The sequence below is a fragment of the Galactobacter sp. genome (assembly GCF_022712295.1).
Classification (GTDB): Bacteria; Actinomycetota; Actinomycetes; order Actinomycetales; family Micrococcaceae; genus Galactobacter.
Map to the genome: position 1 here is coordinate 17784 of NZ_JALAGT010000027.1, position 15538 is coordinate 33321.

Consider the following 15538-nt stretch of genomic DNA (forward strand, 5'->3'; position numbering starts at 1 on the left):
GGCGTTTGGCTCAGCTTCCGGGCAGGGTCGTCGACGTGGCCGTCACCACGTCCAACGTGGAGCCCTCCCGCGTCTTGGTCACCCGGATCTGGGTGGGGATGCGTTCCGCGAGTTCCGCAACGTGGGACACGATCCCGACGAGGCGGCCGCCTTCCCGGAGCCGGTCCAGCCCGTCCAGGACCTCATCAAGCGTTTGCTGGTCCAGCGTCCCGAAGCCTTCGTCCACGAAGAGTGTCTCCACGTCCACCCCACCGGATTCCTCTTGCACCACATCCGCCAGGCCCAGTGCCAGGGCCAGTGACACCATGAAGGTCTCCCCTCCGGAGAGGGTTTCGGGCGCCCGCTTGGCACCGGTCCAGAGGTCCTCCACCTCCAGCCCGAGTCCGGAGTGCCTGTTGCCCTGTTTGCCGTCCTGATGCAGCAGTCGGTAGCGCCCCTCCCCCATGGCGGCCAGTCGCTGGGTGGCGGCCTCTGCGACCGTCTCCAATCGTGCGGCCAGCACGTAGGTAGGCAGCGACATGCTCTTCAGGTTTTCCCCGTTGCCCGCCATCAGTTCCGCCACCGACTTGGCCGTGGCGGCCTGCTCCAGCAGCGGTCCGAGTTCTCGCTCCGCAGCCTGCACCCGCTCGTGAGCACGGGTGATGTCTTGCCCCACCGCCCGGGCGGCACCGACCGCCTGTTCTGCCTTCGCGAGTGTCTCCTCGGCTTCCCGGGTGGCCTGACCCAGTTTTTCCACGGTCTCCTGGTCCGGCACCGCGGCGCCGGCCTCGCAGGCCGCTTGTGCCCGACGGATCGGTTCGGAGTTCCCGAGTTCCTGCAGTTTGGCGCGTTCGGCCTCGATGGTGGCCAGCTCCGTGCGCAGTGCCTGTGCCTGTGTTGCCTCAAGGAGGTGTTCACGCACGGTGGCGCGCTGATGGCCGGTCTCGGTCAGGACGTTCTCCGCCCTGGCCCGCGCCTCGTCCCGGCGCTCCACGGCGCCTGCCAGATCGGTGAGGGCCTGGGTGACGCGAGCCAGAGCGATGCGGCCGCCACGTGCCGCATCCAGCTGTGCCTGAGCATCGGCGTGCCCACCGAGGGCTTGCCTCGCCTTCGCCTCTGACTCCTCGGCAGCAGCCAGGGCCTGTTGAGCGGCTCCGTCCGCTGCCTCGAGGGCCTCGACGCTCACCTTCACGATGTTCTGGGACGCGGCCAGGTCACGTTGGGCTGCTGCGAGTCGTTCCGCTGCGGTCCGATGGGCTGTCCACGCTGCCGCGATGTCTCGGCGAGCCTTGTCGGCAGCCTCGGCGGCCTCCGAGGCCGCCGCGACACGGAGGCCCTTGGCCGCGATGGCGGCCGCGTCGTGTCGTTGTTCCGTCTCTGTCAACGCCGTCTGCGCGCGTTCCTCGGCTTTGCGAGTACGTTCCACCAGCGCCGCTGCGGCATCCAGCGCCGCCTGGCTCAGGTCGGTGATTCCCGTTTCCGATGAGCCCGTGGTGGTTGTGGTTGCGGGATCTCCGGCCGGATCGGGATGTTCGGTGGAACCGCACACGGCACAGGGTGCACCGTCTCGGAGGTCCTGTGCCAGGGCTGCGGCCATCGCTTGGCTGCGAGCCGTGAACAACTCGACCTGGGCCCGGTAGGCCGCCCTTTCCTCGGACCGTGCTGCGTCACGCTGCTGCTTGGCGTTGGCCACCGAAGCAGCGAGATCGGCCGACTGCTTGGCGGCCTCCAACACCTTGATCGCCTCCGCGTGTTCGGCGCCGGCGCGTTCTTCGTCGCGGTCGGGAGCCGGGACCTGTTCGTCGACGCGCAGCTCGAGGACCCGCTCGGCCTCGCCCTGCACATCGCGAGCCTTGTCCAGGCGTTGGGCGGCCTGTTCCTTACTCATGACCGCGGATTGCGCGTTCTTTCGCGCAGCCTTGGCACCGGCCTCCACGGCGAGCGCGATCGCCGCCCGTTCCTCCTCGGCTTGGGCAAGGTCGGTGAACTCCTGAGCTTGGCTCGCCACGGCCCGTACCTGGGCTGCCGTGTCCTGGCCCTGGTTTTGCACGTTCGAGGCCAGAGTCTCCAGCTCGTCGAGGTCGGTCTGCCACGCCGCCCACGCGTGCGCGTCGCTGTGAGCGGAACGTCGCAGGCTCTTGACGGAGTCCCGTGGCCCGATCATCGCCTGTGCGGCGTCCAGGACCTGGGTCCCCGCCCGGCGTTCTGCGTCGAGGAACGGCATCACCTTGCCGGCTCGTTCGTGGGCATCCAGACGGGCGCGCTGTTGCGCCTCGTCTCGCGCCCGCTCGCTCAGGGCGGAGGTGCGTTGCTGGTACTCGTCCAGAGCGGTCTGGTCCCGGATCGCCGACCGAGCCGATTCCACGGCATCACGGGCTCGTTTGGCCCTGGCGTTGGCCTGGGTGCGGTCCACATCGGCGCGCTCGAAACGCACTGTGGACTCGTCTTTCACCGCCGCGAACCATTCAGGGGCACCGGCCTCGTATGGCACCGGATCCGGGATGACCGTCTCCGATGTCCGGTCACCGTCGGCGACCGAGTGGGACGCCACGCCGCAAGGCAGGGAGGTCTCCAAGGCTTCCGGCGTCACCGCACTCGCCAGTGCGTCCTCGCCCCAACGCGCCTCGAGGCCGGAAACGAGTTCGGCGACGGTGGCGTCGCGGCGGGTGAGATGCTGACCGGCGGCGTTGCGCAGGTCGTCGTGCCTGAGCTTCGCGATCTCCACCGCGCGGTCGAACAGGGTGGTGTCGAAGAGTCGACGCAACAGCTTGCCGCGTTCATCCGAGGTGGAGTGAAGGAATTTCGCGAAGTCGCCCTGAGGCAGCATGGCGACGCGGGTGAACTGTTCCTTGTCCATGCCGAGCAGCGGTTTGAGGGCCTCTCCCACATCCTGCGGCTTGGAGCCGCGCACCACCCACGTGCCACCATCGTCCTCCTGCAGGGTGGCGGTCGCATTGGCGCGGACCGTGCCGCTGCCGCGCTTCTTGGGACGGAACCACACCGGAGTACGTTCCACCTTGAAGCGTCGCCCACGGATGGAGAACTCCAGTTCCACCCGCGGCTCCACGGCGTCTGCGGCGTGATCCGAGCGCAGGTGGTCCTTGCCACCGGAGCGGGCTCCGGGAAGGTCGCCGTAGAGCGCAAAGCAGATCGCATCGAGGACCGAGGTTTTCCCCGCACCCGTGTCGCCGCGCAGCAGGAAGAATCCACCCTCGGCCGCGATCGCGTCGAAGTCCACGACCTCCGTGCCGGCATAGGGCCCGAAGGCGCTCAGTTGGAGCCGGTGCAGCCTCATGCCGAGACCTCCGTCGTCGAAGCCTGTGCCACGACAGTGCGGATCAAGGCTTCCTCTGAGTCACTGGCTCGGCGTTCTCTGACGTGATCCACGAAGCCCAACGTCACCGTGGCCGGGTCCTCGTCTCGGCGGACGCGCTGCCGGTAGGTGCGGGTGTCGTGTTCGCGCCCCTCGGGTTGGAACAGCAGTTCCAGCGCATACGGGAAGCGTTGTTTGAGCCGTTCCATGGGGGTGGCGGGTCGCTCGGGATCGGTCAGGGTGATCTGGCACCACGCATCCTCCGCGTGAGCGAATTCGTCGTTGGCGAGGAGATCCTCGATGCGCCCGCTCAACCGCGCCAGTGCCCGCGGGGGCGGCCAGGCGATGGAGGTGACCTTCGCAGGCTGCCCCGGCTCCAGGTCCACGACCAGCCCCGCCTTGTCCTGTTCCGCCTCGGAGAAGGAATAGGGCAGCGGTGATCCCGAGTAGCGGACGGTCTCCGTGGGGGCCTGGGCGCCGTGCAGATGGCCCAGCGCCGTGTAGTCGAAGCCTTGGAACACGGACACCGGGACCTGCCCCAGCTGTCCCACCACGAGCGGTCGCTCCGAGTCGGTTTCCGCGCCTCCTGCGGCAAAGAGATGGGCCAGCACCACGGTCCGGACCTGTTTGTCGAGGTGCGCCCGTGCATACTCCTGCGCGTGTTCACGGATCCGAGCGGTCGCGGCCGCCGTGGCCCCTGGGTGCCCTGCCGAGCGGTCCACCCCCAGTGCCTGCGCGGTCAGCCCCGGGTCCAGGTAGGGGATGCCGTAGACCAACACGTCCTGGCCGGGCTCACTGAACACCACGGGGTCGGTCAACGCCGCCACATCCGTGCGCAGGTGAACGCCGGCGGCCGCCATCAGCGACCCACCGAAGCCCAGCCGTACGGCGGAGTCGTGATTCCCGGAGGTGATGACCACCTTGACGTGGGCCTTCACGAGTCGTTCCAACGTGTCATTGAGCAGTGCCACCACATCGGTCCCCGGCAGTGCTCGGTCGTAGACGTCCCCCGGAATCAGCACGGCATCGACCTTGTGCTCCACCGCCGCCTCCACGACGCGATCCATCGCTGCGCGCTGCTGCTGAAGGAGGTCCGTTCCGTGGAAACTTCGACCCAGATGCCAGTCCGAGGTGTGCAGGAATCTCATGGTGTTCACTGTAGGTGCAGGGTCCGACACTATGATCATTGACCGTGACTTCTTCCTCGCAGCCCGTGCCGTCCCAGACCTCCGATCTCTCCCGTGTGCTCGGGACCTTTGCGGGTACCCGCGCCGCGTCCCGGGCGGAGTCCTGGCAACAGCTGTACGTCCTTGACGGGATCCTGGAGGCCGCGGAGTGGGCCGCCCAAGGGGTGGGAGCGGACGACGTCGCCTGTGCCTGGTTGGGTGCCCTGCGTTGGGTCCGCGCGATGGACGGCCAGCTGCCCGACGGCGCCCCCGAGCCTCCCTCACGTGAGTTCGCTTCCGCTTGCGCGGAGTCCGCTCGCGCGGCCGGTCCGGGCGATCAGCAGAATCTCATCGGCCTGCGCTCGCCCGAGATGTCCCAGCCGCGCAGACCCTTCAACCGCCCGGCCGCGACCGTTCCGGAGCTGGCTTCCACCGACGGCACCGGCGTGCTGGCGCGTGCAGCGGCGATCGGCTTGCTGGCGCACGCACACGAGGAGGACGTGCGGCGCTTGGCCTCATGGACGGCCGCCTTCTCCCACGGCTCGCCTGCCGCGCACGAGGCCGCCGCAGACGCCGCTTCCTTGCTCTACTTGCTCACGCGTTCGGGCGCACTGCCCGACGACGCGGTCCGGTTGCTCGAGTCCGTCGCCGGTGCGGCGACGGACTCGCCGGAGCCGCGCTCCGCCGTCGGGCCCTTCGAGACGGCCCGTGAGGGTCTCACCGCGGCGCTCCACGCCGCCCGCCCTGTGCTCACCGGAGCCTTCGGCACGGAGGACTGGGCCGGTATCGAGGCGTTGGCCCGGCGAGACGGTGGGGCGGGCGCCTATGCGGGGGCGCTGGTGGGTGCCGTCCTCGGCGCTGAACGGCTGGCCGAGGTCTCCGGGCAGCCGACGGCGGACGTGTTGGGCGATCCGACGGTGAGGCTGGCCGAGGCCTTCACGGCCGCCACCCTCGGCTGATCATGCAGTCCCTGTGACACGGGCCGGGCGCTCGTGAGAAGGAACCCGAATCGGGTTCCTTCTCACGAGAACCGGGTCCCAGAAGCCGAGGGTCAGAGGGTGGCGGGCCAAGCGCCGCCCACCCGCTGCAGGAACTCGGCTTCAGACACGATTTCCACGCGCCGCCCCTGCTCCTGAAGAGCCAGCACATGCCGCGCCTTGCGGGTGAGCCGGCCGGTGGTGATGTCCTCGGCCACGAAGCCGTCCCCCACCACCAGCACGGTCGTGGCCCGCGTGACGCGGTCCGCGGTGCGGGCACCCACCGCCGCTGCCCTGCGTTTGGCCTCGGGACGCGAGATGCCGAGGTCTCCTGTGAAGACGACCGTCTCCCCGAACAGGGGGTTGGACGGGTCGGCATCCGCGGCGGGTTCCAGGTTCTTCCCCTCCGTGGGCCACGGTGTACCCGGCTGCTTCGGCAACGTATGTCCGGAGACCCTCCACCCCTCGGCGTCGCGGACCTCCCTGCACCAGGGGTCCCCGGGATTCCACGAGTTCAGGTGCCCCTTCTCCACGCCCAAAGCCTCCGCTGCGACCAGGATGGAGGAGTCACCCGAGCGCGCAGTCACATCGATGCCGATATGGGCGCAGGCCAGCGCATCCGCCAGCGGATCGTGATGATCCTCCAGATCGAATCCGGCCGCAGCGGCCGCGAACGGCAGCGAGTACGACGCCAACGTGTAGGTCTTCCGCGCCAGTTTCACCGTGCACACGGAATCCACCGCGGACACCGAGGCCCCGGACACCTGTAGCCCGGCCTGGATCACGCCGGTGTCGAAGGCGGCGTTGTGCGCCACGAACACGTCGTCTCCCAGGAACGCCTGCAACTGCGGGTAGACCTCCGCGAAGCGCGGGGCCGCCTCCACATCCTCAGGATGGATCCCGTGGATCTGCACGTTGCGTGCATCGAAGTGGTCATACCCTTGCGGCGGCTTGATGAGCCAGCGAGCCGTCTCCGCGACGGCGCCATCCCGCACGCGGACCAGCCCAACGGCACATGCTGAGCCACGGAATCCGTTGGCGGTCTCGAAATCGACCGCGGTGAAATCGATGCCCACGTGGCTCAGAGCCGCCCGGCGAGAACCCGTGTCAGTTCGGGTAGCAGCGCGCGCATGGCCTGCCCGCGGTGACTGATCGCGTTCTTCTCTTCCGGCTCCAGCTCGGCGCAGCTGCGGCTCTCCCCTGCGGGAACCAGGATCGGGTCGTAGCCGAAGCCGTTGACGCCACGCGGCTCGAAGGCCAAGGTCCCGGCCAGCCGGCCGAAGCGCACCAGCTCCTCACCGCCGCTAGGCAGCTCGCCGGGCACGGCGAGCGCGGCAGCGCACACGAACGCCGCACCGCGGTGTTCCGGCGCCTCGACGTCGGCCAGCTGTGCAAGCAGCAGGTCCAGGTTGGCCCGGTCGTCGCCGTGGCGGCCACACCAGCGTGCGGAGAGGAATCCGGGTGCGCCGCCCAGGACATCCACGGCGAGGCCGGAGTCGTCCGCCACTGCCACGAGGCCGGTGGCCGCCGCGACCGCGCGCGCCTTCAGCAGCGCGTTCTCCTCGAACGTCACGCCGGTCTCACGCACGTCCGGGGCGGAAACCTCGGCGGCGGAGACCACCTGCGTGTCCACGTCCAGGCCGGTCACGGCACCACGCAGAAGGTCCCGCAGTTCCCGTACCTTGCCCTGGTTGTGGGTGGCGAGCACCAGAACGGGATCACTCATCAGAGGTCCTCGGCCAAGGTGGCGGCCTGCAGCGAGGCCAGCTCGGCGTTGCCTGCCACCGCGAGGTCCAACAGCGAGTCCAGCTCGGAGCGGTCGAACGGGGCGCCCTCGGCCGTGCCCTGGACCTCCACGAAGCCGCCGGAGCCGGTGACCACCACGTTCATGTCCGTCTCGGCCCGGGAGTCCTCCTCGTAGGGCAGATCCAGCATCGGCGTGCCGTCGACGATGCCGACGGAGATCGCGGACACGGAGTCTGTGAGCACCTTCTTGGTCTTGGGGATGATGCGCTGCTCCTTGGCCCAGGAGATGGCGTCGGCGAGTGCCACGTAGGCACCGGTGATGGACGCTGTACGGGTTCCGCCGTCGGCCTGGATGACGTCGCAATCGAGCACGATGGTGTTCTCGCCGAGGGCCGAGGTGTCGATGATGGCGCGCAGCGAACGGCCGATCAGTCGGGAGATCTCATGCGTGCGCCCGCCGAGCTTGCCCTTCACGGACTCTCGGGTGTTACGGGTGTTGGTGGCGCGCGGGAGCATCGAGTACTCGGCGGTGACCCAGCCGGTGCCCTGCCCCTTCAGCCAGCGCGGCACACCTTCGGTGAAGGATGCAGTGCACAGCACGCGGGTGTTGCCGAACTCGATCAGCGCGGACCCTTCCGCCTGCTTGGACCACCCCCGCTTGATACTCACGGGACGAAGTTGGTTCAGGGCACGCCCGTCTGCACGGGTTGAAGGGTTGGTCATGCCCCCATGGTATCCGTGCGCCGCGGTTCCACGGACGCTCCCGACTCCTTCAACGCCTTGGCGAGGGACTCAGGTATACGGATCATGGTGTCGGTGCTCGGACCGGAGAGGCGTCGTCCCGAGGAGACGCCGTAGGTGACACCGGAAACGGCCACCGCGGTCTCTCCCTCGTATTCTTCCTTGGCCTCTGCGAGGACGATCTCGGCATCCGTCCAGACGGGCAGGTGCGTGAGCAGCAGCCTCATGACCCCGGCCTCTCTGGCCGCATGACCTGCACGCTTGCCGGTGAGGTGAACGCCTTCGATGGCGTCATCTCGACCCTCCTGGTTCGCGGCCTCGCACAGGAACAGGTCAGCACCGGTGGCCGCTTCGACCAGTCCGGGGCAGGAATCCGTGTCACCGGAGTAGGTGAGGACCGACGTCTCGGGCTCGCCGTCGATCACTTCGGTGGCCGCCACCCGCAGGGCGTAGGCCTCCTTGACGGGGTGCCTCACCGGGTAGGGCGTCACGGTGAACGGACCCACCTTGATGGGGCTGCCGACCACGAGGTCGCGGAAGTCGAAGTCCTCGTGCATCCCCGGATCTCGGGGCAGCTCGTAGGCATCCGCCATGCGGTTCGCGGTGTCGGTCGGTCCATAGACCAGCACCCGTTCCCGGCCCCAGCCGTAGGGATCCCAATGCACCGCGACGTGGAGGCCGCACAGGTCCATGCAGTGGTCCGGGTGTAGATGCGAGATGAAGATCGCGTCGATGTCCTTCAGGTCCATGTAGCGCTGCAGCACGCCGAGCGACCCCGAGCCGAGATCCAACAGCACACGCCACGGACGCGTCCCGTCGTGAGCGGTGAGCAGGTAACAGGATGCGGGCGCCCCCGGCCCCGGGAAGGAGCCTGTGGCGCCGATGACGGTGAGTTTCACTCGATCTCTCCGGTGGACGACAACTGTTGTGAGGATACTGCGTCATCGCCCACCTCGCCGCGACTGTGTCCAACCCCACGCATCACGGCGTTCGGTTCCCACCCGTCGATGCCCCTGCTGAATGCCCCTCCCTGGCCCGCCGCAGCATCTCCTCAGTGATCTTGGCCATGACTCCTGTGGGGTATTGCTGCGCAATCGAGTCCACGTGTTCCACCTGCCGAACCTCGGGCCCCAGGAACCGCCGCGCCAGCTTCCCGAAGTCCTCGGCATCCCCAGTGGCCATGAAGTGATGGTCCCCGTCCTCGACCGAAGGCGTCTCCAACCCGGACCTGGCCAGCGAACGGTAGACGTCCTTGGCTGTCTCCTCGGCGGAGGACACCAGCGTGACTCCCTCGCCCATGACCAGCGAGAGCACACCGGTCAGCAACGGATAGTGGGTGCATCCGAGCACCAGCGTGTCCACCCCGGCCGCCTTCAACGGAGCCAAGTACTCCTCGGCCGTGGCGATCAACTCCGGACCTGACGTGATGCCCCGCTCCACGAATTCCACGAATCGTGGGCAGGCGGCAGACGTGAGTTGAAGTTGAGGCGCGGCTGCGAAGGCGTCGTCGTAGGCCCTGGAGCCCACCGTTGCCTGCGTCCCGATCACCCCGATCCGACCATTGCGTGTGGCGGCGACGGCGCGGCGCACGGCCGGCTGGATCACCTCAACCACCGGAATCCCGTACCGGGTGGTGTAGCGCTCGCGGGCGTCATGCAACACGGCCGCCGAGGCGGAATTGCACGCGATCACCAGCAGCTTGACTCCGGCATCGACGAGTTCGTCCATGATGCCCAAGGCATTGGCCCTGACCGTGGCCAGTGGCAAGGGCCCGTACGGGCCACGACCGGTGTCGCCGACGTACTGCGTGGACTCGTGAGGCAACTGATCTATCACGGCCCGGGCCACGGTGAGGCCACCCACACCGGAGTCGAAGATCCCGATCGGCGCGGTGTTGACGGGGCGCTCGACGTGCCCTCGGAAGCAAGTCATCAGCGCCTCTTCAACAATGCGGTCATCAGCGACTCCTGGAGCCACGACACGAACGAGTACAACATCGCCATGAAATGCTCCACATCATCGACGTCCCGGTTCTTGGACGGCCTCGCTTCGGCCAGCCGAGCCACGCGTTCCGAATCCGCCTCGTCCTCGATCCCCAAGCGCTGGGACAGGACCAATCGGATATCGTTCAGCGCCGCACCGAAACGGTGTGCGTCCGCCTCCGGTACACGCAGGGGATGATGCCGCAACAATTCGATGGCCTCCTGCAGCGCGGCACGTTTCGACGCCACCACCTGCGGCTCCAACATCGCCCTCAAGCGCGCCTCGTCCTCGGGATCCTGCTCGCTGACGGGTGGCAACAAACGCGCCAGAGCCGGATCCTCCGGTGGTTCCAACGACTCCACCCCCGGCGCGGCCTCGGGGTCGCTGAGTCCCAGTTCCTCCCACCACGAGGTGGCGGAGTCATCGTCTTGTGCCGCGTCGCGGGGCGTTTCGGAGGAACCCTCACCCGAACGAGTCTCCAGCAGATGGAGAACATCACGCGCCAGCGTGATCACGAGCCGTGCCTCGTCCTCCTCGAGCTGCGCAACATAGGCGCCCCCGATGTGTTTGAAAGCCCGGGCCATTCAGGACTCCTGCCGCAAGGTGGCCTGCAAACCGTAGCCGTGCATGGCCACCAGATCCGCCTCGATCCGCTCACGCGACCCCGAAGCCACCACGGCCTTGCCCTCGTGGTGCACCTGCAGCATCAACTCCTCCGCACGCGGCGCGGAGTATCCGAAATAACTGCGGAAGATGTAGGCCACGTAGCTCATGAGATTGACCGGGTCGTCCCACACCAACAGCTCATAGGGGCGATCCAGTCTGGTCTCCAGCGCCGTGTCCTCTACCGGAGACTCCACCGGTGCGGCCACCGGCGCCATGTTCACGGTGGTCATACGCTCCAGTCTAGAACGCCTCCCCGTCCCGTGCAGACATTCATGCTGGTCTCGCTGCCCCCGGCCGCCGCGTAGTCTTGACCCCGGGAAACCACGTGTCTCCCCATCACCGGATCCGTCGTGAACCTCATCAGGAGTGCCACGTGTCGCCTGCGACCTCACTGCTCACCGACCACTACGAGTTGACCATGGTGGAGGCCGCGCTTGCCGCAGGCACTGCCCATCGTCGCAGCGTGTTCGAACTCTTCGCGCGTCGTCTGCCTGCAGGCCGGCGCTATGGATTGGTCGGCGGAACCGGAAGGATTCTCGAAGGCCTGGCCGACTTCCGGTTCGGCTCCGACGAGATCGACTACCTGGCCAGCCGTGAGGTCGTGAACGAGGCGACCTTGGAGTGGCTGTCTGACTTCCGCTTCTCCGGGTCCATCACCGGATACGCCGAGGGCGAGGTCTACTTCCCCGGTTCACCGCTGCTGCAGGTGGAATCAACCTTTGCCGAAGCCGTGGTTCTGGAGACCTATCTGCTCTCCGTGCTCAACTTCGACTCGGCCGTGGCTTCAGCAGCATCACGCATGGTGGCCTCGGCGGAGGGACGCCCCTGCATCGAGATGGGGTCACGCCGGACCCATGAGGAGGGTGCCGTGGCCGCGGCCCGCGCCGCGATCATCGCAGGCTTCGCCTCCACCTCCAACCTCGAGGCCGGCCGCCGTTACGGACTCGCCACCGGTGGTACTGCCGCGCATTCCTTCACCTTGCTACACGATTCGGAACGTGAGGCCTTCCAGGCGCAGGTGGACACTCTGGGGGCAGACACCACCTTGCTGGTGGACACCTACGACGTGGAACGGGGCGTGCGCACCGCCGTGGACGTGGCCGGCCCCGGCCTCGGAGCCGTCCGCATCGATTCCGGCGACCTCGTTGACCAGGCCCGCTGGGTCCGCCGCCTCCTGGACGACCTCGGCAATACCGACACCGGCATCGTGGTGACCTCCGACCTGGACGAATACGCCATCGCCTCATTGCGTTCGGCCCCCGTGGACACCTACGGCGTCGGTACCAAGCTCGTCACCGGGTCCGGCCACCCCACGGCAGGCATGGTCTACAAGCTCGTGGCCCGGGAGGGGGCCGACGGCGGGTGGAAGGACGTCGCCAAACGCGCCCCAGGGAAGGGCAGCGTCGGAGGCCGCAAGGCGGCCTTCCGACGACTCAATGAGCGCGGCCGCGCCACGGCCGAACTGATCGGTGTGGACGGTTCCCGGCCCCCCGCCGGAGTGGAGGCCCGCGACCTGCTTGTACCGCTCGTCGTGGACGGCGACGTGCAGCCTGGCTTCACCGGCGTCGAGGGCGTGACACGGGCGATTGCCCGGCGTGAGGCCTCCATCGGCGAACTCCCCGGTTCCGGCAAGCAGATGCTCGCAGGAGATCCCGTCATCCCCACCGAGTACCTCTGAGGAGCACCTTCATGGCAGGCGCACTGATCATCGTCGACGTCCAGAACGACTTCTGCGAGGGAGGCGCCATGGGCGTCTCCGGCGGCGCAGCCGTTGCCGGCGCGGTGGCGGATCTCGTCACGGACGGGGCCACCTTCGACCTGGTGTTGGCCACGCAGGACTGGCACATCGACCCGGGGACGCACTTCTCCGAGACACCGGACTTCGTCGATTCCTGGCCGGTGCACTGCGTGGCAGGCACCTCGGGTGCCCAGCTGCACCCAGCCTTGACCCCGGCGTCCGAACGCATCGACGCCTACGTACGCAAGGGTCGCTACGAGGCCGCGTACTCGGGGTTCGAGGGTCGCGTCATCTCGGGTGACGAGGCCTCGGCACCCGAACCCGGCCCGTCGGACACCGTACCCGGTACGCCGCTTGCGGCGTGGCTGCGCGAACGCGGCGTCACCGACGTGACCGTGGTGGGCATCGCGACGGATTTCTGTGTCCGAGCGACCGCCCTCGATGCCGTGAGGGAGGGCTTCGACACCACAGCGCTGCGAGAGCTCACTGCCGCGGTCCATCCGGAGAACACGCCGGCCGTGCTTGAAGAACTGGCTGCCGCCGGCGTTCGGATCGCCTGAATCAGGAGCGGCCCACGAACCAGTCCTGCAGCTTGTCGATCCGCCGCTTCAACTGATCGGCGCTGGCCTGGGCCACCGCGGGTCCGCCACAGACCGAGCGCAACTTGGTGTGGATCTGGCCGTGCGGCGTGCCGGTACGCGCGGCCCATGCAGACACGGACTTGGACAATTGGGTGCGCAGATCCATGAGCTGCCGGTGGTCCACGGCGTTCACCGGTTCGGGCGCGGAGGCCGCGCTGGCGGCGGAGTTGCGGCGGGAGACCTGTTGCGCCTGGCGCTGCCGCAACAACACACCCACTTGATCCGCGTCCAGCAGGCCGGGGATCCCCAGGAAGTCCTGTTCGTCCTCGGAACCCACCACGCCGCCGATGCCGTACTCACCGCCGTCGAAGAGCACCCGGTCGAAGTTCGCATCCGATTCCAGCGCCTCGAACGTGCCTTGGGCCAAGGAATCCGAGGCCTTCTCCTCGCGGTTGGCCGCCGCGAGTTCGGCCTCCTCCTGGTCGGCACCGAATTCCTCCGTGAGATGGTTCACGGGGCGGTCCAGGGCATGGTCCCGCTCCACCTCCATCTCATTGGCGAGCGTCGTCAGGATCGGTACGGAGGGCAAGAACACGGAGGCCACCTCGCCGCGTTTCCTTGAACGCACGAAGCGGCCCACGGCCTGGGCGAAGAAGAGCGGCGTTGACGTGGAGGTGGCGTACACGCCCACGGCCAGGCGCGGGACGTCAACACCCTCGGACACCATGCGCACGGCGACCATCCAGCGCTGCTCCCCCTGCGCGAACTCCTCGATACGCTTGGAGGCCTTGGCGTCGTCGGAGAGCACCACGGTAGGGGCCTGACCCGTGATGGAGCGCAGCAGGCCGGCATAGGCCTTCGCGGACTCGTGGTCGGTCGCGATCACCAGGCCACCGGCGTCCGGAATGCTGCGGCGCACCTCGGTGAGGCGCCGATCCGCGGCCGCCAGCACGGACGGGATCCACTCCCCTTCCGGGTTCAACGCGGTGCGCCAGGCGTGCGCGGTGATGTCCTTGGTCGCCGCACCGCCCAGCTGCGCCTCCATCTCCTCACCGGAGGAGGTGCGCCAGCGCATGTTGCCGGAATAGGCCATGAAGAGCACCGGACGCACCACGTGGTCCTTCAGCGCCTCGCCGTAACCGTAGGTGTAGTCCGCCTTGGAACGTCGGATCCCCTCCGCGTCCTCGACGTAGTCCACGAACGGGATCTGCGCGGTGTCGGAACGAAACGGTGTACCGGTCAGTGAAAGCCGTTTGATGGCCGGCTCGAAGGCCTCACGAATACCGTCACCCCAGGTGAGGGCGTCGCCGGCGTGGTGGACCTCGTCGAGGATCACCAGCGTGCGGCCCGCCTCGGTCCTAGCGCGATGCAGCAGCGGCTTGTTGGCCACCTGCGAGTACGTGAGCACCACGCCGATGTACTCTCGCCCGTGATGTCCGTCCGAGTTCTTGAAGTTGGGGTCGATGGACAAGCCGATCCTCGCGGCGGCGTCGGCCCACTGCGTCTTCAGGTGATCGGTCGGAGCCACGACCGTGATGCGGTTGATCCTGCCGGAATCCACCAGCGTCTTCGCGACCCTCAACGCGAACGTCGTCTTACCCGCGCCCGGCGTTGCGACCGCCAGGAAGTCCTTGGCCGTTGAGGAGAAGAAACCCTCCATGGCCTCCTGCTGCCACTGACGCAGTTTGGTGGCCGTGCCCCAGGCCGCCTTGGCCGGGTATGCGGGTGGCATGTCCTCGCCGGCGGCTCCCGTGCCTGGCAGGGAGAACAAGGCGTCGGACATGGGTGAGGGCTCCTTCGTGAGGGTCGGTGACGGGGTCGAGGGCGCGGCTGTGCCCGACGGCGGGGCTCACCCCACCTGCGATGGCGCCCTGGCGGGCGCGCCGCAATTACTTCTTCTTGTCCTTGGGTGCCTTGAGGCCGTCGTAGATGGCCTTGCACTCGGGGCAGACGGGGAACTTCTCCGGGTCACGGCCGGGTACCCACACCTTGCCGCAGAGGGCGATCACGGGCTCACCGGTGATCGCGGACTCGGTGATCTTCTCCTTACGCACGTAGTGCGCAAAGCGCTCGTGGTCTCCGGGTTCCACCTCCTGGAGCTGACGTTCACGCTCCAGGACGGTGGTCCCCCCGGAGGAGGGGTCGTTGGGATCAAGGAAGGGATCTGGGGGCAGGCTCATGAGATGAACTCCTGGGACGAATCGAAACTACAAGGTCGGGTTTGGTGCTCGAGGCGGATCAGAACAGGGCGGAGGCGAGGCGCGGACGCGCCTTCACGACCCTTGGATCGTGGTTGCCGACCACCGCGAAGAGGTCCACGAGATGGATGCGGGCGGCGTCCTTGTCCTCGCCCTGCTGACGGGCCACGAAGTTCGTGAGCCGTCTGAAGGCGTCCTCCACATGCCCTCCGACGACATCCAGGTCGGCAACGTCGAGCTGAGCCTGGAGGTCGTCCGGGGCCTCGGCGGCTCGGCTGCGCACCGTTGCGGCGTCGAAACCGTGAACACGGCGGAGCAGTTCAACGCGGTGGCCGCCGGTGGCGGCCTCGTCGTCCACAGGGTTCTCGTGCAGAGCCATCCGGGAGATGGGGGCAGCGGCGTCGAAATACTCCGCGGCCAGCGCGGCCTCGGACTCGGCGAAAAGCGACG

14 protein-coding genes and 1 pseudogene are annotated in these 15538 nt (G+C 67.9%); 3 read left to right on the forward strand and 12 right to left on the reverse strand.

The window, feature by feature from the left end; genetic code table 11:
* Window positions 1-10: 10 nt before the first annotated feature.
* Together Q0A15_RS02015 and Q0A15_RS02020 are read right to left on the reverse strand one after the other, a co-directional pair.
* Entirely contained in the window at window positions 11-3274 is a 3264-nt protein-coding gene (locus tag Q0A15_RS02015) for an SMC family ATPase (RefSeq protein ID WP_291277871.1), read from the reverse strand.
* Entirely contained in the window at window positions 3271-4440 is a 1170-nt protein-coding gene (locus Q0A15_RS02020; RefSeq protein WP_291277872.1) for an exonuclease SbcCD subunit D, read from the reverse strand. Before Q0A15_RS02020 ends, Q0A15_RS02015 begins: the two co-directional genes overlap by 4 nt.
* A 44-nt stretch (window positions 4441-4484) precedes the next feature.
* Here Q0A15_RS02020 and Q0A15_RS02025 point away from each other — a divergent pair, with 44 nt between their 5' ends.
* Window positions 4485-5417 carry a hypothetical protein gene (locus Q0A15_RS02025; protein WP_291277873.1) on the forward strand — a complete coding sequence of 311 codons (933 nt, stop codon included), beginning with the start codon at window positions 4485-4487 and terminating at the stop codon, window positions 5415-5417.
* Window positions 5418-5509: 92 nt separating this feature from the next.
* Here Q0A15_RS02025 and Q0A15_RS02030 read toward each other — a convergent pair whose 3' ends face one another.
* The 7 genes and pseudogenes from Q0A15_RS02030 to clpS form a co-directional block, all read right to left on the reverse strand.
* On the reverse strand, window positions 5510-6511 hold the full coding sequence (locus Q0A15_RS02030) for an exonuclease domain-containing protein (RefSeq protein WP_291277874.1): 1002 nt from the start codon (window positions 6509-6511) through the stop codon (window positions 5510-5512).
* A gap of 5 nt (window positions 6512-6516) precedes the next feature.
* A complete protein-coding gene (rdgB, locus tag Q0A15_RS02035; protein ID WP_291277875.1) occupies window positions 6517-7161 on the reverse strand; it encodes an RdgB/HAM1 family non-canonical purine NTP pyrophosphatase in 645 nt (214 codons plus the stop codon).
* Window positions 7161-7904: a ribonuclease PH gene (gene rph, locus Q0A15_RS02040; RefSeq protein ID WP_291277876.1), complete on the reverse strand. Its 744-nt coding sequence runs from the start codon at window positions 7902-7904 to the stop codon at window positions 7161-7163. Before rph ends, rdgB begins: the two co-directional genes overlap by 1 nt.
* Before the next feature lie 125 nt (window positions 7905-8029).
* A pseudogene (locus Q0A15_RS02045) lies at window positions 8030-8821 on the reverse strand (MBL fold metallo-hydrolase); the annotation flags it as partial.
* Window positions 8822-8903: 82 nt separating this feature from the next.
* A complete protein-coding gene (murI, locus tag Q0A15_RS02050) occupies window positions 8904-9854 on the reverse strand; it encodes a glutamate racemase (protein WP_291277877.1) in 951 nt (316 codons plus the stop codon).
* Entirely contained in the window at window positions 9854-10489 is a 636-nt protein-coding gene (locus Q0A15_RS02055; protein WP_291277878.1) for a DUF2017 family protein, read from the reverse strand. Before Q0A15_RS02055 ends, murI begins: the two co-directional genes overlap by 1 nt.
* Window positions 10490-10801, reverse strand: coding sequence for an ATP-dependent Clp protease adapter ClpS (gene clpS / locus Q0A15_RS02060; RefSeq protein WP_291277879.1), 312 nt, complete (start codon window positions 10799-10801; stop codon window positions 10490-10492).
* Between the two features lie 143 nt (window positions 10802-10944).
* On the opposite strand from clpS, the gene Q0A15_RS02065 reads away from it, so the two are divergent.
* Both Q0A15_RS02065 and Q0A15_RS02070 read left to right on the forward strand, forming a co-directional pair.
* Window positions 10945-12249 carry a nicotinate phosphoribosyltransferase gene (locus Q0A15_RS02065; RefSeq protein WP_291277880.1) on the forward strand — a complete coding sequence of 435 codons (1305 nt, stop codon included), beginning with the start codon at window positions 10945-10947 and terminating at the stop codon, window positions 12247-12249.
* Between the two features lie 11 nt (window positions 12250-12260).
* Window positions 12261-12869, forward strand: a complete 609-nt coding sequence (locus Q0A15_RS02070) for an isochorismatase family protein (RefSeq protein ID WP_291277881.1) — start codon at window positions 12261-12263, stop codon at window positions 12867-12869.
* Between the two features lies 1 nt (window position 12870).
* Here Q0A15_RS02070 and Q0A15_RS02075 read toward each other — a convergent pair whose 3' ends face one another.
* The 3 genes from Q0A15_RS02075 to Q0A15_RS02085 all read right to left on the reverse strand — a co-directional run.
* The gene (locus Q0A15_RS02075; RefSeq protein ID WP_291277882.1) at window positions 12871-14673 is read right to left on the reverse strand and encodes a DEAD/DEAH box helicase; all 1803 of its coding nucleotides are present in this window, start codon (window positions 14671-14673) and stop codon (window positions 12871-12873) included.
* Between the two features lie 106 nt (window positions 14674-14779).
* Window positions 14780-15070 carry a DUF3039 domain-containing protein gene (locus tag Q0A15_RS02080; protein WP_291277883.1) on the reverse strand — a complete coding sequence of 97 codons (291 nt, stop codon included), beginning with the start codon at window positions 15068-15070 and terminating at the stop codon, window positions 14780-14782.
* A 58-nt stretch (window positions 15071-15128) separates the two neighbouring features.
* On the reverse strand, window positions 15129-15538 hold a 410-nt coding region (locus Q0A15_RS02085; protein WP_291277884.1), incomplete at its 5' end, for a tetratricopeptide repeat protein.